Annotated in this window: 22 protein-coding genes, 1 tRNA gene and 1 pseudogene; 19 read left to right on the top strand and 5 right to left on the bottom strand. The window is 58.6% G+C overall.

Features of this window, described 5'->3' with window-relative positions; translation table 11 throughout:
* Nucleotides 1–163: 163 nt before the first annotated feature.
* Nucleotides 164–240 (top strand) — tRNA-Asp (locus tag D3Y57_RS06840).
* A gap of 56 nt (nt 241–296) precedes the next feature.
* On the opposite strand, the gene D3Y57_RS06835 is transcribed toward D3Y57_RS06840, so the two are convergent.
* The 4 genes from D3Y57_RS06835 to D3Y57_RS06820 form a co-directional block, all read right to left on the bottom strand.
* Entirely contained in the window at nt 297–530 is a 234-nt protein-coding gene (locus D3Y57_RS06835) for a DUF2842 domain-containing protein (protein WP_121155566.1), read from the bottom strand.
* The gene (locus tag D3Y57_RS06830) at nt 515–1,099 is read right to left on the bottom strand and encodes a 5-formyltetrahydrofolate cyclo-ligase (RefSeq protein WP_121152360.1); all 585 of its coding nucleotides are present in this window, start codon (nt 1,097–1,099) and stop codon (nt 515–517) included. The genes D3Y57_RS06835 and D3Y57_RS06830 overlap by 16 nt, the downstream gene beginning before the upstream one ends.
* A gap of 154 nt (nt 1,100–1,253) precedes the next feature.
* The gene (locus D3Y57_RS06825) at nt 1,254–1,568 is read right to left on the bottom strand and encodes a cell division protein ZapA (protein WP_121152359.1); all 315 of its coding nucleotides are present in this window, start codon (nt 1,566–1,568) and stop codon (nt 1,254–1,256) included.
* Nucleotides 1,568–1,771, bottom strand: a complete 204-nt coding sequence (locus tag D3Y57_RS06820; protein WP_162987010.1) for a hypothetical protein — start codon at nt 1,769–1,771, stop codon at nt 1,568–1,570. Before D3Y57_RS06820 ends, D3Y57_RS06825 begins: the two co-directional genes overlap by 1 nt.
* 139 nt (nt 1,772–1,910) lie before the next feature.
* On the opposite strand from D3Y57_RS06820, the gene tkt reads away from it, so the two are divergent.
* The 9 genes from tkt (at nt 1,911) to D3Y57_RS06775 (ending at nt 11,109) form a co-directional block, all read left to right on the top strand.
* Nucleotides 1,911–3,884 carry a transketolase gene (tkt, locus tag D3Y57_RS06815; RefSeq protein WP_121152357.1) on the top strand — a complete coding sequence of 658 codons (1,974 nt, stop codon included), beginning with the start codon at nt 1,911–1,913 and terminating at the stop codon, nt 3,882–3,884.
* Nucleotides 3,884–4,894 (top strand): type I glyceraldehyde-3-phosphate dehydrogenase, encoded by a 1,011-nt coding sequence (gene gap / locus D3Y57_RS06810; protein WP_121152356.1) that lies wholly within the window; start codon nt 3,884–3,886, stop codon nt 4,892–4,894. The genes tkt and gap overlap by 1 nt, the downstream gene beginning before the upstream one ends.
* 2 nt (nt 4,895–4,896) lie before the next feature.
* Nucleotides 4,897–6,090, top strand: a complete 1,194-nt coding sequence (locus D3Y57_RS06805; RefSeq protein WP_121152355.1) for a phosphoglycerate kinase — start codon at nt 4,897–4,899, stop codon at nt 6,088–6,090.
* Between the two features lie 76 nt (nt 6,091–6,166).
* Entirely contained in the window at nt 6,167–7,075 is a 909-nt protein-coding gene (locus D3Y57_RS06800) for a class I fructose-bisphosphate aldolase (protein WP_121155564.1), read from the top strand.
* Entirely contained in the window at nt 7,072–7,764 is a 693-nt protein-coding gene (gene thiE, locus D3Y57_RS06795; protein ID WP_430739025.1) for a thiamine phosphate synthase, read from the top strand. Before D3Y57_RS06800 ends, thiE begins: the two co-directional genes overlap by 4 nt.
* A 289-nt stretch (nt 7,765–8,053) precedes the next feature.
* Nucleotides 8,054–9,049, top strand: a complete 996-nt coding sequence (locus D3Y57_RS06790; protein WP_121155560.1) for a L,D-transpeptidase family protein — start codon at nt 8,054–8,056, stop codon at nt 9,047–9,049.
* Between the two features lie 13 nt (nt 9,050–9,062).
* Nucleotides 9,063–9,641, top strand: coding sequence for a M23 family metallopeptidase (locus tag D3Y57_RS06785; protein ID WP_121152354.1), 579 nt, complete (start codon nt 9,063–9,065; stop codon nt 9,639–9,641).
* A 61-nt stretch (nt 9,642–9,702) separates the two neighbouring features.
* Complete coding sequence (gene efp / locus D3Y57_RS06780; RefSeq protein WP_121152353.1) at nt 9,703–10,269, top strand: elongation factor P; 567 nt, start codon at nt 9,703–9,705, stop codon at nt 10,267–10,269.
* Nucleotides 10,270–10,272: 3 nt separating this feature from the next.
* Nucleotides 10,273–11,109, top strand: a complete 837-nt coding sequence (locus D3Y57_RS06775) for an inositol monophosphatase family protein (protein WP_121152352.1) — start codon at nt 10,273–10,275, stop codon at nt 11,107–11,109.
* On the opposite strand, the gene D3Y57_RS06770 is transcribed toward D3Y57_RS06775, so the two are convergent.
* Complete coding sequence (locus D3Y57_RS06770) at nt 11,106–11,579, bottom strand: YbjN domain-containing protein (protein WP_121152351.1); 474 nt, start codon at nt 11,577–11,579, stop codon at nt 11,106–11,108. The genes D3Y57_RS06775 and D3Y57_RS06770 overlap by 4 nt on opposite strands.
* A gap of 150 nt (nt 11,580–11,729) precedes the next feature.
* Between D3Y57_RS06770 and ndhC the strand changes: the two are divergent.
* The 9 genes and pseudogenes from ndhC to nuoI all read left to right on the top strand — a co-directional run bounded on the left by ndhC (nt 11,730) and on the right by nuoI (nt 20,229).
* Nucleotides 11,730–12,118, top strand: a pseudogene (ndhC, locus tag D3Y57_RS06765) (NADH-quinone oxidoreductase subunit A).
* Nucleotides 12,109–12,672, top strand: a complete 564-nt coding sequence (locus tag D3Y57_RS06760; RefSeq protein ID WP_121152350.1) for a NuoB/complex I 20 kDa subunit family protein — start codon at nt 12,109–12,111, stop codon at nt 12,670–12,672. Before ndhC ends, D3Y57_RS06760 begins: the two are co-directional and overlap by 10 nt.
* On the top strand, nt 12,669–13,514 hold the full coding sequence (locus tag D3Y57_RS06755; protein ID WP_239025969.1) for an NADH-quinone oxidoreductase subunit C: 846 nt from the start codon (nt 12,669–12,671) through the stop codon (nt 13,512–13,514). The genes D3Y57_RS06760 and D3Y57_RS06755 overlap by 4 nt, the downstream gene beginning before the upstream one ends.
* Nucleotides 13,514–14,749 (top strand): NADH-quinone oxidoreductase subunit D, encoded by a 1,236-nt coding sequence (locus D3Y57_RS06750; protein ID WP_121152349.1) that lies wholly within the window; start codon nt 13,514–13,516, stop codon nt 14,747–14,749. The genes D3Y57_RS06755 and D3Y57_RS06750 overlap by 1 nt, the downstream gene beginning before the upstream one ends.
* A complete protein-coding gene (locus tag D3Y57_RS06745; RefSeq protein ID WP_121152348.1) occupies nt 14,746–15,387 on the top strand; it encodes a complex I 24 kDa subunit family protein in 642 nt (213 codons plus the stop codon). The genes D3Y57_RS06750 and D3Y57_RS06745 overlap by 4 nt, the downstream gene beginning before the upstream one ends.
* Nucleotides 15,380–16,675 (top strand): NADH-quinone oxidoreductase subunit NuoF, encoded by a 1,296-nt coding sequence (gene nuoF / locus D3Y57_RS06740; protein ID WP_121152347.1) that lies wholly within the window; start codon nt 15,380–15,382, stop codon nt 16,673–16,675. Before D3Y57_RS06745 ends, nuoF begins: the two co-directional genes overlap by 8 nt.
* 34 nt (nt 16,676–16,709) lie before the next feature.
* Nucleotides 16,710–18,713 (top strand): NADH-quinone oxidoreductase subunit NuoG, encoded by a 2,004-nt coding sequence (gene nuoG, locus D3Y57_RS06735; RefSeq protein WP_121152346.1) that lies wholly within the window; start codon nt 16,710–16,712, stop codon nt 18,711–18,713.
* Complete coding sequence (nuoH, locus tag D3Y57_RS06730; RefSeq protein ID WP_121152345.1) at nt 18,710–19,750, top strand: NADH-quinone oxidoreductase subunit NuoH; 1,041 nt, start codon at nt 18,710–18,712, stop codon at nt 19,748–19,750. Before nuoG ends, nuoH begins: the two co-directional genes overlap by 4 nt.
* Nucleotides 19,747–20,229 (top strand): NADH-quinone oxidoreductase subunit NuoI, encoded by a 483-nt coding sequence (gene nuoI / locus D3Y57_RS06725; protein WP_121152344.1) that lies wholly within the window; start codon nt 19,747–19,749, stop codon nt 20,227–20,229. The genes nuoH and nuoI overlap by 4 nt, the downstream gene beginning before the upstream one ends.
* The last annotated feature ends 2 nt before the right edge of the window (nt 20,230–20,231 follow it).

The following is a 20,231-nucleotide window of genomic DNA, read 5'->3' as shown; positions in this document are numbered from 1 at the left end:
TGGATGGTGTCCTGTGACCAGAGTGTGAAATATTCCGTTAAAATGGCGTCAATTATGTTTGTGCCGGTAATCAAGCATTAAGCAAATAAGAATGGAAACAGGGCATCGATTGCCTTGACAGGCTCGCGATTTCCCCTATTCGCCGCGCCTCACGCTTCTCCAAGCGGGTGTAGCTCAGTTGGTTAGAGCGCCGGCCTGTCACGCCGGAGGTCGCGGGTTCGAGTCCCGTCACTCGCGCCAGCGTTTGTCCTTATCGGATAAATGCTGGTCGCGATGTTGATCAGCGAAACGTCGCTTCAGCGGAACGTGCCCAACTCAATCCAGCGCAGCAGCGGCCGCAGCGGCATGATCCATATCACTCCCGCAATTGCGTAGAAGATCGCCTGTAGCGGCCATGCCAGCGCACCTATGATGGGTGACAAAGCGAGAATTACGACAGCCCAGATCGTAATCAGTCCGAGAATCATGAACACGCCCGCAGGCTTCCGCCAACTCGGCTGATTCGGATCTGGTTTTATCGGCTTAGGCATCGTTGCAATTCCTTTGTGTAACAATTTTGTTCGGTGATGACCGCGTCCAAGGGGACATCCCAGGGCCGAACGGGGAGCAAATCCACCCGCTGGGCCTCCCACGCGACGCCGATGCGCAATGCAGTGCCATTGTCTGCAAGATAGCGATCGTAATGCCCACCGCCCTGTCCCAGGCGATTTAACACGCCGTCGAACGCGACCAGAGGCACGAATATAACGTCGGGATGGACGACGGGCGCAGAGGTCGCTGGCTGGAACCCTCCCCAGGACGAGGGTATTTCGCGGTCGCCGTGAGTCCATTGACGAAATTCGAGCAAATTTTCGTCGGTCAGCGCCGGTCGTGAGAATATTTTGGGTGATTGACCGCGGGGTACGAGGGTCGGATCGGGCTCACCGGACATCGGCGCATATAAACCGATGACAGAGCTTTTCGAAATCAGCTCGTTCAACTCATCGTTAAGCGACGCCGGTCGCCAATTTTCTGCTTTCGCAATATGTCGACGCAGTTTCCTCATATCTCGCCGAAGCGCGCTAAGCGCATCGGCAGAGATAAGTGGCGGGACCGCCATGGTCGTTTGCTCCGGAATATCCTCTGACGCCAAGTACGTCAGGTGGGAACCATATAAGCAGGCCAGGGCCTGATCAGGGACAGCTCCCTAGGATGATGAATCGCCTCAGGGATGTTCTACGAGCTCGTGCCGGGCAGTGCCCACCGTCTCCAATCTAGGCGCTATCGGCTCCGCTCTCAAGGGCGTCGGCAATTCCTTCGACGCGTTCGGCAAGTTTTATGAGCGCGGCAACGACTTCCGCGTCAACGGGCGCCTTCGGAGCGGCGGCGCTTTGCTCGGCGAATTCATCGGCCAGCAACAGGGCGGCGAACAGAATCTGGCGCACTTCGTTCATGCCGCCGACGGCAGCGCGCGCCTCTTCAGCCTTGCGATCTACGTGTCGGGCCAACGTGTGCAAATGTTCTTCGCCGCCGTCGCGACAAGCAATCATATAGCTGCGGCCACCGACTTTCAGATCAACCTCAGCCATTAATTCGGCCTTCCGTTCGATCCGATCTGCGCGATGACGGTTTCCAGACTGGCGAGCGCCGCCTGCGTCCGCGTCCGCAATGCCTGATAGCGTGAGTCGCCGTCGGGCATGGCAGACGGTTTCGGACGCGCTGCCACAGCCTCGATTCTGTTTAGCGCAAGATTTATACGTTCGAGTGAGGCGGTGATTGAATTATCGGTCATGCGGGTGATGAATAGCATGGCAAACCGGCCCGGCAAGACGCCAGCAACCCTTCCTTAAGTTGACCAATGCGCTCCCCCGCGACAAATGAACGCGCCGTCGCATCTGAGCGACTCGAGACAATTGGGATGCGATAATATAATGAGCGTTACGCCGGGCAGACTTGCCAACGCGATCCGTGCCCTTGCGATGGATGCAGTGGAGGCCGCCAATTCAGGCCATCCTGGAATGCCGATGGGTATGGCCGACGTCGCCACAGTATTATTCTCAAAATATCTGAAGTTCGATCCGCAAGCCCCGAAATGGCCTGATCGCGACCGGTTCGTCCTGTCGGCAGGGCATGGGTCGATGCTCGTTTACGCGACGCTGTACCTGACGGGGTATGAAGCGCCGACGATCGACGACATTCGCAATTTCCGTAAGCTCGGCAGCCCATGCGCCGGCCACCCGGAGAATTTCGAACTGGCCGGAATCGAGACGACAACCGGACCGCTGGGGCAGGGGTTTGCCACGGCAGTCGGCATGGCAATCGCAGAACGCCACCTCAACGCTGTGTTTGGCGATCCGATTGTCGATCATCATACATGGGTGATCGCTGGCGATGGCTGCCTGATGGAGGGCATCAACCACGAAGCGGTTGGGCTGGCCGGGCATCTCGGACTTGGACGATTGATCGTATTGTGGGACGATAATCGCATAACCATCGACGGCGCGACAAGCCTTTCCACAAGCGAAGATATACCGGCGCGTTACCGGGCAAGCGGTTGGCATGTCGAAAGCTGCGATGGCCATGATTCGATCGATATCGCGCGCGCGTTCGACGCCGCAATTGCTGACCCACGGCCTACACTGGTCGCTTGCCGCACGATCATCGGCAAGGGTGCCCCAAATAAGCAGGGCACTTCGGCAACGCATGGTGCCGCATTGGGTGCGGCGGAAATTGCCGCCGCTCGCGAAACGCTGGCATGGCCCGACGCACCGTTTGTCATTCCTAACGATGTTTTGCAGGAATGGCGCAGTTTCGGAAAGCGTGGCGTGGATGCGCGCACGGCATGGGAAGCGCGGCTCGCCGCGGATACCAATGCTGCCGAGTTCACACGTCGTATGAACGGCGAGATTGCTGGCGCTCCTGCAATAGAGGCTTATCTTGCCGAATTGATCGCCAAGCCTGCCAATGTGGCGACACGCAAATCGTCGGAGATGGCGCTTGGGGCGATTACTGCTGCAATGCCTGAAACGATTGGTGGTTCGGCCGATCTTACGGGTTCGAACAATACCAAAACACCGGCGACCAAGCCACTGACCAAAGACGATTATTCTGGCCGCTATATCTATTATGGCATCCGCGAATTCGGCATGGCTGCAGCAATGAACGGCATGGCGCTTCATGGGGGCCTCATTCCCTATGGCGGCACGTTCCTGGTGTTTTCTGATTATTGCCGGGCCGCGATCCGGTTGTCGGCGTTGCAGGAGACGCGGGTCGTCTATGTGATGACGCATGATTCGATCGGGTTGGGCGAGGATGGCCCGACGCATCAGCCGATCGAGCATGTCATGTCGTTGCGGATGATCCCGAACCTCCATGTCTATCGTCCTTGCGATGCAGTGGAAGTCGCGGAGTGCTGGGCGCTGGCATTAGCGCGCAAAGACGGCCCTTCGCTCCTCGCGCTGTCGCGTCAGAACTTGCCGCAACTGCGTGTCAACGTTGAGGAAAATTTGTGTGCCAAGGGGGGTTATGTACTCCGCCGTGCCAATGCGGCGCGGCGTGTCCTGCTGCTTGCCACTGGGTCTGAGGTTTCGCTGGCGATCGAAATTGCCGACCGTCTGGAAGAACATGGGATTGGTGCCGATGTGATTTCATTGCCAAGCTGGGAGAATTTCCATTCGCAATCACAGGCTTATCGCGACGAAGTGCTGCCGGACGGTCCCCTGCGTGTGTCGATCGAGGCGGGCACCACCTTTGGCTGGGAACGCTATATTCGTGACGGCCTGCGCTTCGGCGTGGACAGCTTCGGCGCATCGGCGCCGATCGAAGACCTATATAAGCATTTTGGTCTGACCGCAGATGCGATCACGCCGCAGATTATCAATAAACTCGAAGGGAATACCAACTGATGACGGTTAAAGTTGCGATCAACGGGTTCGGGCGCATCGGTCGTCTCGTCGCACGTGCCATCCTAGAGCGGCCTGATTGTGGCCTCGAACTCGTTGCGATCAACGACCTTGCCGACGCGAAATCGAACGCCATGCTGTTCAAGCGGGATTCGGTTCACGGTGCCTATCCCGGCAGCGTCGCAGCCGATGGCAATGATCTCATCATCGACGGCAAGCGCATCAAAGTTACGGCTGAGCGTGACCCTGCAAACCTTCCTCACGCTGCAAATAACGTCGACATAGCTCTTGAATGCACAGGGTTTTTTACAGACCGTGCCGATGCTCAGAAGCATCTGGACGCTGGCGCAAAGCGCGTGCTGATCTCGGCTCCGGGCAAGGGTGTCGATCTGACCGTTGTGTTCGGCGTCAACAATGACAAGCTGACCGGCGAGCATGTTATCGTGTCGAACGCATCATGCACCACGAACTGCCTTGCACCTGTCGCCAAGGTGCTGAACGATTCGGTTGGTATCGAACACGGTCTGATGACGACCATCCACGCCTATACAAACGATCAGAAAATCCTCGATCAGATCCACCCCGATATGCGCCGCGCCCGTGCCGCAGGCATGTCGATCATCCCGACGACGACGGGTGCAGCCCGTGCAGTTGGCGAGGTTCTTCCTGAATTGAAGGGCAAGCTAGACGGTTCCGCTGTCCGCGTCCCGACGCCCAACGTCAGCCTCATCGACCTGACATTCGTGCCATCGCGTGAGACGACGAAGGAAGAGGTCAACCAGATTCTGAAATCTGCGTCCGAATCCGGCCCGTTGAAGGGCATTCTTGCCTATACCGATGAACCGCTCGTTTCGGTCGATCTCAACCACAACCCCGTCTCTTCGACGGTGGACAGCCTCGAAACCGCAGTCATCGGCGGCAAGCTCGTTCGCGTTGTTAGCTGGTATGACAACGAATGGGGCTTTTCAAACCGCATGGTCGATACCGCAGGCGCAATCGGCAAGTTGATCTGACTATGAAAGCGTTCAGGACTCTCGACGACATCGGCGATGTTCGTGGCAAGCGGGTGCTCGTTCGAGAGGATCTGAACGCGCCGATGGATGGCGCAAAGATCACTGATGACAGCAGGTTGCGTGCTGCTGTTCCAACGCTGGCTGAGCTGTCGGATGCGGGGGCGATTGTCCTGGTTCTGACGCACATCGGTCGCCCTCGACCCGGCGGTGATCCCCGCCTTTCGACCGCGCTGATGTGCAATCGCCTCGCCAGCTTGCTGGGTCGCGAAGTGATGTTCGTCAGCGATTGTATCGGCGACAGCGTGGCCTCTGCGTTGGCGTTGCTGCAACCCGGTGCCATCGCGCTTTTGGAAAACACCCGCTTCCATGCCGGCGAGGAAGCGAATGATCCGGCATTTGTCGATGAACTCGCAAAATCGGGCGACTTTTACGTCAACGACGCATTTTCGGCGGCGCACCGCGCTCACGCTTCGACCGAAGGCCTTGCTCACAAGCTGCCCGCGTTTGCCGGACGAGCAATGGAAGCCGAACTCGACGCGCTTGAAAAGGCGCTTGGTAAGCCAGAGCATCCTGTTGCCGCCGTCGTCGGAGGGGCAAAGGTTTCGACCAAGCTGGCCGTTCTCGAACATCTTGTGAAGCAGGTCGATCACCTGATTATCGGCGGCGGAATGGCGAACACCTTTCTGGCAGCGCGCGGTGTCGATGTCGGTAAGTCCCTGTGCGAGCATGATCTGATTGATACCGCAAACCGCATTTTCGACGCAGCAGATGCAGCCGGTTGCACCGTTCATCTCCCCTATGATGTCGTGGTAGCAAAAGAATTTTGCACCAATCCGCCGATCAGGACGATCAACGTCCACGAAGTTGCACCCGACGAGATGATTCTGGACATTGGACCTGCGGCAGTCGAAGCGCTTGGCGATGTTCTGAAGAACTGTCGTACATTGGTTTGGAACGGCCCGCTGGGCGCCTTCGAAACCCCGCCGTTCGATACCGCCACCGTTGCGCTCGCATGTACTGCGGCGGCCCTTACACGGGACGGATCACTGGTTTCGGTTGCAGGTGGGGGCGATACCGTCGCCGCGCTCAATCAGGCGGGGTGTGCAGACGAGTTTACTTTCGTGTCGAGCGCGGGCGGTGCCTTCCTCGAATGGATGGAAGGGCGCGAGCTTCCCGGAGTGGCGGCATTGACCTGAACCTAGCCCCAAGTTGCGGCGCAGCAATGGATTCGCTATTCGCGCCGAGATCCAATTCATATTCCGAGGAACGACGATGACGCCAACTGTCAAAGCCATTTTGGCGAACTACGAATCCGACAACCCGGGTACGAAGGGCAATCTTGCGCGCATCCTGATGCAGGGAAAGCTCGGCGGCACAGGCAAATTGGTCATCCTGCCCGTCGATCAGGGCTTCGAACACGGCCCTGCCCGCAGCTTTGCGATCAATCCTCCCGCCTATGACCCCCATTATCATTATCAGATTGCGATTGACGCAGGGCTGTCCGCCTATGCCGCTCCGCTGGGAATGCTTGAAGCGGGTGCCGACACTTTTGCCGGCCAGATCCCCACGATCCTGAAGGTCAATTCATCGAACAGCTGGGCCTCAGCAATCGATCAGGCAGTCACCAGCACGGTCGACGATGCGTTGCGCCTCGGCTGCGCTGCAATCGGCTTCACGATCTATCCGGGTTCGGATGACGTGTTCGAGATGATGGAAGAAATCCGCGAAATGTCGGCGCAGGCAAAGGCCGTTGGCATCGCGACGGTAATCTGGTCCTATCCACGCGGCGGCAAGCTGAGCAAGGCGGGCGAACTCGCTCTCGATGTCGGTGCCTATGCCGCGCACATGGCAGCATTGCTCGGCGCGCACATCATCAAGGTTAAGCTCCCCACTGACCATATCGAACAGGAAGAGGCGAAGGCCGCCTATAAAGACGGCGACTGGTCGACTCAGGCCAAGCGTGTTGCCCATGTCGTGCAGTCCAGCTTTGCCGGTCGCCGGATCCTGGTGTTCTCTGGCGGTGCTGCCAAGGGAGCAGACGCTATTTACCAGGACGCGCGCGACATCCGCGACGGCGGCGGCAATGGCTCGATTATCGGTCGCAACACTTTCCAGCGGCCCCGTGCCGATGCGCTTGCAATGCTTGATAAGCTTGTTCGTATCTACAAGGGCGAAGAGTGATCGAAGAAAGCGGCAACGAAGACGACCTGCCGCCGCTCGGAGCCGATTTCGGTGAGCGTTTTGCGCGTGAGCGACGTCCGGCCTGCCAGCTTTATCTGATATCGCCACCGACGATCGATGCCGCTTTTACCGAGCAACTTATCCGTGCGCTTGGTGAAGGCGGGGTCGCGGCGTTCCAGCTCCGTCTGAAGGGTATCGACGACCACGCGATCGCTGCGCTGGCGCCACCGCTCCAGCGTGCCTGCGCCGACGCCGAAGTGGCTTTCATCATCAACGACAGCATCGGCCTTGCAAAGCGGCTTGGTGCGGATGGGGTTCATCTGGGGCAGGACGACGGCGACCCCCGCGAAGCTCGCGAGATACTCGGCAAGGAAGCGCAGATCGGCGTGACATGCCATGACAGCCGCCACCTCGCGATGGAAGCGGGAGAGGCGGGGGCGGATTATGTCGCTTTCGGCGCATTCTATCCAACGACGACCAAGGAAACTCAGCATCGTCCCGACCACGCGATCCTGACATGGTGGCAGACTTTGTTCGGTGCGCCCTGCGTGGCAATTGGTGGAATTACCCCGGACAACGCCCGCCCGTTGGTAGAGGCGGGTGCCGACTTCCTTGCGGTCAGTAGTGCGATCTGGTCAGGCGACCCTGCTGAGCGAGTCCGCGCATTTGCTGCTGTCATGCGGGGCTGATTCACCACAGCCCTCGCTGGCATAACGATAGCTGGCGACAAAGCGCTGCGCAAAGGCATGGGGATCGGGCATCGCACCGTGCTTACGGGCAAGTGCGCATGTTTCGCCGAAGCGACCAGCGGCCAATGCCTCGTGAGGATCGTTCCTGGCGGGCGAAATATCCATAATCGACAAAATATCCCTTCGCTGGGGCGTGTCTTGGACAAAACCGACGCGTCGTTTCCTTCTGTCGCGAAACGAAATCCGAAATCGATCGTTTGCAGTCTTGTACTTCGGTTCAGGGGATTTCGTGAAAAAGATCGTCATTGCGCTTGGCGCACTTCTTCTTGCCACTGTCAGTCGCGCGGCACCGCCTGTGGTCCAGCAGCCGGCGCTTGATCGGTCCGTACTTCATGTGCAGGTGATCCTCGACAAGCTTGGCTTCGCGCCGGGAGTTTTGGATGGAAAGGGCGGTCAGTCGCTCGTCGCGGCACTGAAAGGATTTCAGACTGCTAACAACCTGAAAATCACGGGCAAGGTTGACGCCGCCACTCTGAAAGCTCTGTACCCGTATCGAAACTGGCGGCCAACCGTCACGTTGCCCCTCAACGCCGATGTGCTTGCGGGACCATTTGCAAATCCGCTGCCCAAGGATCCGCTTGAACAGGCAAAGCTTCCTGCGCTGGGCTATCGCAACGCGATCGAAGCGCTGGCTGAACGCTTTCACACCACCCCCGCCACGCTGGTCGCGCTCAATGCGCCCGACACACAGCTAAGCGTTGGTACCCGGATGGTGTTCCCCAACGCGCTGCCGACGTCGCGCGCTTATGATGTGAAAGATGCGACTTGGCTCGCAACGCTCAAATCTCTGAACGTTGGTGCGATTCAGCCCAGGGCAAAGCGGATTGTGGTCGATAAATCCGAAAGCGTGTTGAAGGTTTACGACGATAACAACAGGCTCGTTGCTCAATTCCCCGCTACGATGGGATCGACCCATGATCCGCTGCCGATCGGCAAGTGGACGATCAAGGGAATCTCCTACAATCCCAAATTCCATTATAATTCGTCGCTGTTCTGGGACGCCGATAACAAAGACGAAAAGGCGACTTTGCCTCCCGGTCCCAACGGTCCTGTAGGTGTCGTCTGGATCGACCTGTCAAAGCCGCATTACGGTATCCACGGTACGCCGTCACCGGAAACGATAGGTCGTGCAGAAAGCCATGGTTGCATTCGGCTGACCAACTGGGATGCGGCCCGCCTTGCCCTAATGGTGAAATCGGGCGTGCCGGCGGTCTTCCAACCATGATCGAGGTCTCACTGTGAACCGTATCGGGTGGCTGTTTCTGACAGTCATTGCGGTCGTCATCGGCGGCTTCCTGTTTCTGGTGCATCCCGTTAAATGGACCACGCCGAACAGCGGAGCGGCAGACGCCTCTGTCGAAAATGGTGGCGCGCGGTCGTTGGTGATCCCCGTGGTCGGGGTTGCTCGCAGCGCCCTGACCGAAACCTATGCCGATCCCCGCGCAGGCGGAACGCGCGATCATCGGGCGATCGACATTACGGCTCCAAAGGGCACGCCGGTACTGGCCGCTAGCGCGGGCCGAGTGGAAAAACTGTTTGACAGCAAAGACGGCGGCCACACGATTTATGTGCGCACGCTAGACGGCAAACAGTCACATTATTACGCCCATCTCGATCGCTATGTTGATGGGCTGCGCGAGGGACAGGTGGTTGCTCAGGGTGAAATGATCGCTTTCGTTGGGAGTACCGGCGATGCCGATCGGGGTGCGCCACATCTGCATTTCGCCATTCATAATATGACGCCGACGGACAAATGGTACGAGGGCACGTCGGTCGATCCATATCCATACCTTGCCGGAAAAGCGCCGACCCGCTAGAGGCGCGCGCTCGCTCTTTGAAGTTCCAACGCTCCCGCATCCCGGGCCATAGGTGTAATCCATGAAGATCAACGCGGTCGAAATCCGTCCCGGCAATATCCTCGAATATGAAAATGGTCTGTGGCGCGCGGTGAAAATCCAGCACACGCAGCCGGGTAAGGGCGGCGCGTATATGCAGGTCGAACTGAAAAACCTGATCGACGGGCGCAAGAACAACATCCGCTTTCGCAGCGCAGAGACGGTTGAGAAAGTTCGCCTCGACACCAAAGATTTCCAGTTCCTGTTCGCCGATGGCGACGCACTGACGTTCATGGACAAGGAGAACTATGATCAGGTCACGCTTGATCGCGGTATCCTTGGCGATGCGGCGGCGTTCCTTCAGGACGGTATGGATGTTGTCATGGAAACCTATGACGACAAACCGATTTCGGTTCAGTTGCCGGACACGATCGAGGCGCTGATCGTCGAAGCCGATGCGGTTGTTAAGGGGCAGACGGCGTCGTCATCGTACAAGCCCGCGGTGCTTGAGAATGGCATCCGCGTCATGGTCCCGCCACACATTGGTGCGGGCACGCGGATCGTGGTTGATGTTTATGAGCAGACCTATGTGAAGCGGGCAGAAGGCTGAGTCATGGTATCCCATTCCGGCTTAATGACGATCATGGACCGCGCAGTCCGCAAGGCTGCACCACGTCTCCGTCGCGATTTCAATGAAGTCCAGCAGTTACAGGTCAGCCGTAAGGGGCCAGCCGATTTCGTGTCGATGGCCGACAAGCGGGCCGAAGATGCGATCTACACGGAACTCAACCACGCGCGCCCCGACTGGGCGTTGCTGATGGAAGAAAGCGGTGAAATCCCCGGCGATCCGACCAAGCCGCGCTGGATTGTCGATCCGCTCGATGGCACCAGCAACTTTCTGCATGGTATCCCGCATTTTTCGATCTCGATCGCGGTCGAAGAGCCTATGCTGAACGGTAAGCGCGAGATTACGTCCGGGCTGATTTACCAGCCACTGACCGACGAAAGTTTCTGGGCTGAAAAGGGCAGGGGTGCCTGGCTGATGGATCGACGTCTGCGTGTTTCGTCACGTCGCGACCTCGCTGATTCCCTGATCGCAACCGGCATTCCTTTTCTCGGTCACGGTGACGGCGCGCAATGGAGCCGCATTTTCGGCGCCATTGCTCCCGAAGTCGCTGGTATCCGCCGCTTCGGCGCGGCGACGCTCGACCTTGCATGGGTTGCTGCCGGTCGCTTCGACGGGTTTTGGGAAAGCGACCTCCAACCCTGGGATGTCGCCGCCGGAATGTTGCTCGTCCGCGAAGCTGGCGGTTTCGTCACCGATTTCCGTGGTGGCGATCGTTCGATGGAACGCAGCGAGTTCCTTGCTGCCAACGATGTCATGCATTCCAAGCTGCACAAATTGTTGGCGGGGCTCTGCGCTAAGGCGCGAAGCCCCACTTCCCTCTAATCCTCCGCGATGAACTTTTCGAACGAAGCCATCGTCGCGACCCAATATTCCAGATTGTCGACGAACAGCGCGGTGCTCATGCCGCCCTGTTCCAGATCGACGTCCATCTGAATGCGCGCCGATCCGCTGTCCTGCGTGAAGGCCTGTCCCCAACGCTTGCTGGCGTTCCATTCATTGATACGCGACAGAGGCGGCTTGCCGTCGTCATAGCTCGCGCTGAACTGAACCGACTTGCATGCGATATTTTTGGTGCAGCCGTAAAAATAAACTTGAAACGCTTTCCCTGAAGAGCTGCTGCGGATCAGCGGATCGTTGGTGCCATCTTTGCCCAGTTTCGCTTGATATCCCGCACTCTGAAGCGCTTGTACAATGGCGGTTGGATTGGTTGCAGCGACCTGTTCGGCCTGCGCTGCCCCGTAAATGCAGTCATCGTGACCACTGTAGTCATTATTGCACGAATCATTACTCATACTCCCTCAGCTAAGGAGTGGCTGAACTCACGAAACGGATCAATGCCGCGACTGTAGCGGAACCTCGCCTGCTGCGCTTGCGAAGGGGAAAACGCTGGCCTAAAGCCGCCGCTTGAAGGGCGCATCTGCCCACCCACGGAGTCGCGTTTCATGGCATCGCCGATTTTCGGAGCCGCAGCCGGATATTTGCCGATCCTGCTGTTTCTCGGCATCGCGCTTCTATTGTCGAGCGCGTTTGTATTTCTCCCAATGGTCGCGTCGCGCTTCACCGGGTCGCACAAACCGACCCGGAAAAGCTGACTGAGTACGAGTGTGGCTTCCCAGCCTTCGAGGATAGCCGCAGTCAGTTCGACGTGCGTTTCTATCTGGTCGCGATCCTGTTTATCATTTTCGATCTCGAAGCCGCCTTCCTGTTTCCCTGGGCCGTATCGTTGCACGGCATCGGTTGGGAAGGTTGGGCGGCGATGATGGTATTCCTTGCCGAACTAATGCTCGGTTATGCTTATGCGTGGAAGAAAGGCGCACTCGAATGGGAGTAGAACTCACCCCAGCGGTGCCCACCGGGGTGCCGTATGCGAACCAGCCTTCCAAGGGCGCCGACGTTGGGTTTTTCAATGACCTGAACGGCGAGCTGACCGACAAGGGCTTCCTCGTCACTTCGACCGAGGATCTGTTTCACTGGGCACGTACCGGATCGCTCTGGTGGATGACGTTCGGCCTCGCGTGCTGCGCGGTTGAAATGATCCATGTGAATATGCCGCGCTACGACCTCGAACGCTTTGGCGCGGCACCCCGCGCATCACCGCGTCAGTCGGACGTGATGATCGTCGCGGGCACGCTCTGCAACAAAATGGCTCCCGCTTTGCGTAAGGTTTACGACCAGATGTCGGAACCGAAATACGTCATCTCGATGGGCAGTTGTGCCAATGGCGGCGGCTATTACCACTATAGCTATAGCGTCGTTCGCGGCTGCGACCGGATCGTGCCCGTGGATATTTATGTCCCCGGTTGTCCGCCCACGGCTGAGGCATTGCTCTATGGCATTATGCAGTTGCAGCGGAAAATCCGGCGTGTCGGGACGATCGAACGGTGATTAGCAGCGCTCCCGCTTATGCCCCCAATGTTGGCGTAATCGACGCCGCACGCGCTGCGCTTGGCGCGTCGATGACTGATGCCGTCGATCTCGTCGGTGAAGTTACGCTGACCGTTGCCCGTGATGAACTCGTGGCCGTAATGACCACCCTGCGCGATGAGCTACATTATCAGCAGCTTATGGAGATCGCAGGCGTAGATTACCCTGAGCGCGAACTGCGCTTCGAGGTTGTCTATCATCTCCTGTCGCTGACGAAAAACCACCGCATCCGCGTCAAAGTCCTTACCGACGACACGCTGGCCGTTCCTTCGGTAACCGGTCTATGGCCGGTCGCTGGCTGGTTGGAGCGCGAAGTTTTCGACATGTACGGCGTGTTGTTCAGCGGCAATTCCGACCTCCGTCGCATCCTCACGGATTACGGTTTCCGCGGCCATCCTCAGCGCAAGGATTTCCCGCTGACTGGCTATGTCGAGCTCCGCTATTCCGAAGAAGCAAAGCGTGTCGTCTATGAGCCTGTGAAGCTGGCGCAGGATTTCCGAACATTCGACTTCCTTTCACCGTGGGAGGGGGCCGAGTACGCGCTGCCGGGCGATGAGAAAGCAGCCGTACCCGAAGCAAAGGGCGCACCCACGCCACTCAAGGCTGACGAGATCAAGAAAGCCGACGCCGTGGTGGCCGCGCCTCCATCGTCGACGCCTAAAACTACCGACACGCCAGCGCAAACCGGGGCAGGGACTTCTGCTGAAAAAGCCGCCAAGCCCCGCGCGACCAAAGGTACAGCCGTGCCACCGCCCGAAACCGCCAAACCAAAGCGTGTTCGCAAGCCAAAGGGTGAGGCGTAATGGCTGACCATATCCAAGCAATGATGCATGAATCCGATGCTGCCGACCCGACTCCGGGCGACGTCGCGATCCAGAATTACACGATCAACTTCGGCCCGCAGCATCCCGCCGCGCACGGCGTTCTCCGCCTTGTCATGGAACTCGACGGCGAGATCGTCGAACGCTGCGATCCGCATATCGGCCTGCTCCATCGCGGCACCGAAAAGCTGATTGAATATAAGACGTATCTGCAGGCGCTGCCGTATTTCGACCGTCTCGATTACTGCTCGCCGCTCTGCATGGAGCATAGCTACGTCCTCGCGATCGAGAAATTGCTCGACCTCGAAGTCCCGGCCCGTGCCCAGTATCTTCGCGTGTTCTTCGCCGAACTGACGCGCATCTCGAACCATATGCTTAATCTCGGCAGTCACGTCATGGACGTCGGCGCGATGACGCCGAACCTGTGGCTGTTCGAAATCCGCGAAGACTGCATGAACTTCTTCGAACGCGCGAGCGGCGCACGGATGCACAGCGCCTATTTCCGGCCCGGTGGCGTCCATCAGGACGTTCCCCTGAAACTGCTGACTGACATTGCCGACTGGCTCGACACCCGCCTGCCGCGTCTGTTCGAAGACGCGATCTCGCTTGTCGCCGACAACCGCATCTTCAAACAGCGCAACGTCGATATCGCCATTGTCAGCAAGGACGACGCGGTGAAATGGGGCTTCTCCGGCCCGATGTTGCGCGGTTCGGGCATCGCATGGGATCTGCGTAAGTCGCAGCCCTATGACGCCTATGCCAAAATGGACTTCGACGTTCCTGTCGGCACGCGCGGCGATTGCTACGACCGCTTCATGGTCCGCGTCGAGGAAGTCCGTCAGTCGGCACGCATCATGAAACAGTGCTTGAACGAGATGCCCGAAGGCCCGATTGCCAGCGAGGACCGCAAGGTCGTGCCGCCAAAGCGCGCCGAAATGAAGCGCTCGATGGAAGCACTGATCCATCATTTCAAACTTTATACTGAAGGGTTCCACGTGCCGGCAGGCGAAGTCTATGTCGCCACTGAAAGCCCCAAGGGCGAATTCGGCGTCTATCTGGTCAGCGACGGCACCAACAAACCCTATCGCTGCAAAATTCGCCCAACCGCTTTTAGCCACCTTCAGGCAATGGATTTCATGCTCAAAGGCCACATGCTCGCCGACGCCACCGCCGTTCTCGGCGCCATGGACATCGTGTTCGGGGAGTGTGACCGATGAGTGACGCAGCCCATATTCCCAACGAAGCCGAAACCCGCGCACGCTGGGGAAATTTCGCGTGGACCGAAGCGAATGTCGCGATCGCCGACGGCATCATCGCGCGCTACCCGCCCGGTCGTCAGCAATCGGCGGTCATGCCGCTGCTCGACCTTGCCCAGCGTCAGGTCGGTGCCGAAACCAGGACACAGGGCTGGCTCCCTGTGCCCGTAATAGAGTTCGTCGCGACACTGCTCGGTATGCCCTATATGCGCGCCTATGAGGTTGTGACCTTCTACACGATGTACAACATCGCGCCGGTTGGACGTTATCATGTGCAGGTTTGCGGCACGACGCCGTGCATGTTGCGCGGTTCGGACGATGTGTTGGCCGCGTGCAAGAACAAAGGCCTGTCGAAGGGCAAGACTACCCCCGACGGCATGTTCACGCTGACTGAAGTCGAATGCCTTGGTGCCTGCGCCAACGCGCCGATGGTTCAGATCAACGACGATAATTACGAAGACCTCGATTACGATAAGACTATCGCTGTGCTCGACGCGCTGCTCCATGATCAGCCGACCAAGCCGGGTCCACAGATCGACCGCAAGACGAGCTGCCCCGAAGGTGGCCCGACGACATTGAAGGAGATGGCCGGTGCTTGACGACAAGGACCGCATCTTCACCAACCTGTACGGCTTCCAGCCCTGGAACCTCCCCTCCGCGCAAAAACGCGGCGATTGGGACGGGACCAAGGGAATTATGGCGCGCGGGCAGGACCAGATCATCGAGGACGTGAAGGCATCTGGCCTGCGCGGTCGCGGCGGTGCGGGTTTCCCGACCGGCATGAAATGGTCGTTCATGCCCAAGGAGCCGAAGGACGGTCGCCCGAACTTCCTCGTCATCAACGCCGATGAATCCGAGCCCGGCAGCTGCAAGGATCGCGAGATCATCCGCCATGATCCGCACAAGTTGATCGAAGGCGCGCTGATCGCCGGTTTCGCGATGCGCGCGCGCGCCGCGTACATCTACATTCGCGGCGAATATATCCGCGAAGCCGAAGTGTTGTTTGCCGCTGTCGCCGAAGCTTATGATCAGGGTTTCATCGGCAAGAACGCCTGCGGTTCGGGCTATGATTTTGACGTGTTTGTCCATCGTGGCGCGGGCGCGTACATCTGCGGCGAAGAAACCGCGATGCTCGAAAGCCTCGAAGGCAAAAAGGGCCAGCCCCGCCTGAAACCGCCATTCCCGGCGGGTGCAGGACTGTACGGCTGCCCGACGACGGTCAACAACGTCGAAAGCATCGCGGTCGTGCCAACGATCCTGCGGCGCGGCGCGGCATGGTTTGCGGGTATCGGCAACCCGAAGAACGAAGGCACAAAGCTTTTCCAGATTTCGGGCCATGTGAACAAACCCTGCGTCGTCGAAGACGCTATGGGCATCCCGTTCCGCGAACTCATCGAAAAACATTGCGGTGGTGTTCGCGGTGGCTGGGACAATCTGCTCGCGGTCATCCCCGGCGGATCGTCGGTGCCGCTGGTTCCGGCATCGCAAATCATTGATGCGCCAATGGATTTTGACGGTCTGAAAGCTGTCGGTTCCGGGCTCGGCACCGCAGCGGTGATCGTGATGGACAAGTCCACAGACATCGTTCGCGCCATCTCTCGTCTATCCTACTTCTACAAACACGAAAGCTGCGGCCAGTGCACGCCTTGCCGCGAAGGCACAGGCTGGATGTGGCGCGTCATGGAACGCCTGCGGACAGGTGATGCCGACATCAGCGAAATCGATCTGCTTCAGGAAGTCACCAAGCAAGTCGAAGGCCACACGATCTGCGCGCTCGGCGATGCTGCTGCGTGGCCGATTCAGGGGCTGATCAAGCATTTTCGCCCTGAGATCGAACGTCGCATCATTGAGCGTGGCGGTCCGGCTTTGCTGGAGGCGGCGGAGTGATGGCTTTGTTTCTGAATTCAGTGGGTAACTCGTAATGCCTAAACTCACAGTCGACGGCGTCGAAGTCGAAGTCCCCGCTGGCGCAACCGTGCTTCAGGCTTGTGAAGCCGCGGGCAAGGAAATTCCGCGCTTTTGCTATCATGAGCGGCTGTCCATCGCGGGCAACTGCCGGATGTGTCTTGTCGAAGTGAAGCCCGGACCGCCGAAGCCACAGGCATCGTGCGCCCTCCCGGCTGCCGATGGTCAGGACATCCGCACGGATTCGCCGATGGTTAAAAAGGCGCGCGAAGGGGTGATGGAGTTCCTCCTCATCAACCACCCGCTGGATTGCCCAATTTGCGATCAAGGCGGCGAATGCGACCTGCAAGATCAGTCGATTGCTTACGGCAAGGGCAACTCGCGCTATCTGGAAAACAAGCGCGCGGTCACCGAAAAATACATGGGGCCGATCGTCAAGACGGTGATGACGCGCTGCATCCAGTGCACGCGCTGCATCCGTTTTGCCGAAGAAGTTGCTGGCGTCGAGGATATCGGTGCAATCGGTCGTGGCGAATCCATGCAGATCACAACCTATCTGGAACACGCGATCCAGTCCGAACTCTCGGGTAACGTGGTTGATCTTTGTCCGGTTGGCGCGCTGACCAGCAAACCTTATGCGTTCGAAGCGCGTCCTTGGGAGTTGAAAAAGACAACCGCAATCGACGTGATGGACGCGGTTGGCACCAACATTCGGCTCGACTCTCGCGGTCGTCAGGTGCTGCGCTCATTGCCGCGTATCAACGAAGATGTGAACGAAGAGTGGTCCTCCGACAAAACTCGCCATGCGGTCGATGGTTTGGTTCGCAAGCGCCTCGATCGTCCGTTCGTCCGCGCCAACGGCAAGCTGGTTGAAGCGACTTGGGAAGAAGCGTTCGGCGCAATCGCAGCAGTGAACGCTGGTAACAGTGTCGCCGCCGTTGCTGGCGATCTGCTCGATTGCGAGACGATGTACGCGGCCAAGGCGCTCGTTCGGTCGATGGGGTCGTCGTTGCTCGAAGGTCGCCAAACCGGCCTGACCTACGATACGTCCTCGCTCAGCGCGGTTAACTTCAACACGACCATAGCGGGTATTGAGCGCGCCGACGTCATCCTGCTGATCGGCACAAACCTGCGCTGGGAAGCGCCGCTCGTGAACACCCGTATCCGTAAAGCGATCAAGCGTGGCGCCAAGGTTTTTGCCATCGGGCCACAGACCGACCTGACTTACAAGGCGACATGGCTGGGAGCAGATACCGGCATCCTTACTAAACTTCCCGCCGCTCTTGCCGATGCGCTCACGAAAGCTGAGCGCCCGGCAGTCATTGTCGGCGGCGGCGTGTTGAAGATCGACGGTGTTCATGGTGCCGCACTCGCACTCGTCAGCCAGTTTAACTTAGTTCGTGAAGGCTGGAACGGTTTCAACGTCCTGCATTTCTCCGCCGCGCGTATGGGTGGCCTGATGCTCGGCTACGCGCAATCGACCGGCATCGCCGCGCTAACCTCGGCCAAACTCGTCTTCGCGCTCGGCGCAGACGAAGTCGACTGGAGTCAATTCGGGGTGTCGTTCAAAGTTTATATCGGCCATCACGGTGATGCAGGCGCAGCGGCGGCGGACGTTGTCCTTCCCGGCGCCAGCTACGCGGAAAAGCCCGGCACCTACGTAAATCTCGAAGGCCGGGTCCAGCGCGGTGAGCGCGCGGTGTTCCCACCGGGCGACGCGCGTGAAGACTGGGCGATCCTGCGTGCGTTGTCCGATGTTCTCGGTCACAAACTGCCGTTCGACACATACGACGCTCTCCGCTCCGCGATGTTTGCCGAAGTTCCTGCCTTGGCAGTCGAAGGTCTCGCGAACTATGGTTGGTCCGTACCCAAATTGCCCGCCAAGCCAACCGGCACGATCGCGGGCTATCCAATCAAGGATTTCTACCTGACAAACGCGATTTGCCGCGCAAGTCCGACGATGCAGCAATGTTCGGCTGAAATCGTCCATGGTGCCGACATCTTGGAGGCAGCTGAGTGACCGTCTGGCTTCAAAACCAACTCGGCTTCAACTTCGGTTGGCTGGTCGCACACGTCGCGTACATCCTCGTGATTGCGCTGCCGTTGATGCTCGCCGTCGCCATGATCATCTACGCCGATCGCAAGATCTGGGCGGCGATGGCTCTGCGCAAAGGTCCTAACGTCGTCGGGCCGTTTGGCCTGCTGCAATCTTTCGCCGATGGCCTGAAGGTTTTTCTCCAGGAAACGATCATCCCGACCTCGGCCAATCGCGGCCTTTTCCTGCTCGCACCGATCCTGACCTTCACCGTTGCGCTGATCGTCTGGGCGGTAATTCCGTGGCAGGCTGGCGTCGTGCTGGCCGACATCAACGTCGGATTGCTCTACATTCTCGCGGCATCGTCATTGGGCGTTTACGGCGTGATCATTGCAGGCTGGTCGTCCAACTCGAAATATCCGTTCTACTCCGCCCTGCGCGCCGCCGCCCAGATGGTCAGCTACGAAGTCAGCATTGGCTTCGTTCTGATCTCGGTCGTGCTCTGGTCGGGTACATTCAACCTGTCGGGCATCGTCGAGGCGCAGCGCCACCACCTCTGGATCACCAACGGTTTTGGTTTCAATCCACTGTTCCTGCCGATGGCGGTTGTCTTTCTTATCTCGTCATTGGCCGAAACCGCGCGCGCGCCTTTCGATCTGACAGAGGCTGAATCGGAACTCGTCGCCGGTTACCAGACCGAATATTCGTCGATGAGCTTTGCGCTGTTCTGGCTCGGCGAATATGCCAACGTGTTGCTGATGTGTGCGCTCAACGCGATTCTGTTCTGGGGCGGCTATCTGCCTCCGATCGACTGGGCACCGCTCTATTACGTTCCCGGCATCGTCTGGCTGCTGGCGAAAATCCTGCTGTTCTTCTTCATCTTCAGCTGGATCAAAGCCACCGTTCCCCGCTACCGCTATGACCAGCTCATGCGATTGGGCTGGAAAATCTTCTTGCCACTTTCGCTGCTCTGGGTGGTCATCATCTCGGGCTATCTCATGATTTTCAGGTATTCGGCATGATCGCGCACCTCATCAAATCGTTCACGCTTTGGGAGTTCCTGAAGGCGCATTGGCTGACCCTGAAGTATTTCTTCAAGCCTAAGGCGACGATCAACTACCCCTACGAAAAGAACCCGTTGTCGGTGCGTTTCCGGGGTGAACATGCGCTGCGTCGTTATCCGAATGGCGAAGAACGCTGCATTGCGTGCAAGCTGTGTGAGGCAGTTTGCCCCGCGCAGGCCATCACGATTGAGGCCGAACCTCGCGAAGATGGCAGTCGTCGTACCACGCGCTATGACATCGACATGACCAAGTGCATCTTCTGCGGCCTCTGCCAGGAAGCCTGTCCCGTTGATGCCATCGTCGAGGGGCCGAATTTCGAATATTCGACCGAAACGCGCGAGGAACTTATCTACGACAAATCGAAGCTGCTCGATAACGGCGACCGCTGGGAACGCGTCCTCGCCGCGAACCTTGCCGCCGATGCGCCGTATCGATAGGG

It is taken from the genome of Sphingomonas paeninsulae, assembly GCF_003660165.1.
GTDB lineage: Bacteria > Pseudomonadota > Alphaproteobacteria > Sphingomonadales > Sphingomonadaceae > Sphingomonas_O > Sphingomonas_O paeninsulae.
Note: the sequence above shows the minus strand (reverse complement) of the source record. Positions and strands in the feature narration are given on the sequence as shown.

Coding starts and splice junctions, on each gene's coding strand:
- D3Y57_RS06835 (WP_121155566.1), bottom strand. CDS start 530: ATGCCTAAGCCGATAAAACCAGATCCGAATCAGCCGAGTTGGCGGAAG.
- D3Y57_RS06830 (WP_121152360.1), bottom strand. CDS start 1,099: ATGGCGGTCCCGCCACTTATCTCTGCCGATGCGCTTAGCGCGCTTCGG.
- D3Y57_RS06825 (WP_121152359.1), bottom strand. CDS start 1,568: ATGGCTGAGGTTGATCTGAAAGTCGGTGGCCGCAGCTATATGATTGCT.
- D3Y57_RS06820 (WP_162987010.1), bottom strand. CDS start 1,771: ATGACCGATAATTCAATCACCGCCTCACTCGAACGTATAAATCTTGCG.
- tkt (WP_121152357.1), top strand. CDS start 1,911: ATGAGCGTTACGCCGGGCAGACTTGCCAACGCGATCCGTGCCCTTGCG.
- gap (WP_121152356.1), top strand. CDS start 3,884: ATGACGGTTAAAGTTGCGATCAACGGGTTCGGGCGCATCGGTCGTCTC.
- D3Y57_RS06805 (WP_121152355.1), top strand. CDS start 4,897: ATGAAAGCGTTCAGGACTCTCGACGACATCGGCGATGTTCGTGGCAAG.
- D3Y57_RS06800 (WP_121155564.1), top strand. CDS start 6,167: ATGACGCCAACTGTCAAAGCCATTTTGGCGAACTACGAATCCGACAAC.
- efp (WP_121152353.1), top strand. CDS start 9,703: ATGAAGATCAACGCGGTCGAAATCCGTCCCGGCAATATCCTCGAATAT.
- D3Y57_RS06775 (WP_121152352.1), top strand. CDS start 10,273: ATGGTATCCCATTCCGGCTTAATGACGATCATGGACCGCGCAGTCCGC.
- D3Y57_RS06770 (WP_121152351.1), bottom strand. CDS start 11,579: ATGAGTAATGATTCGTGCAATAATGACTACAGTGGTCACGATGACTGC.
- D3Y57_RS06760 (WP_121152350.1), top strand. CDS start 12,109: ATGGGAGTAGAACTCACCCCAGCGGTGCCCACCGGGGTGCCGTATGCG.
- D3Y57_RS06750 (WP_121152349.1), top strand. CDS start 13,514: ATGGCTGACCATATCCAAGCAATGATGCATGAATCCGATGCTGCCGAC.
- D3Y57_RS06745 (WP_121152348.1), top strand. CDS start 14,746: ATGAGTGACGCAGCCCATATTCCCAACGAAGCCGAAACCCGCGCACGC.
- nuoG (WP_121152346.1), top strand. CDS start 16,710: ATGCCTAAACTCACAGTCGACGGCGTCGAAGTCGAAGTCCCCGCTGGC.
- nuoI (WP_121152344.1), top strand. CDS start 19,747: ATGATCGCGCACCTCATCAAATCGTTCACGCTTTGGGAGTTCCTGAAG.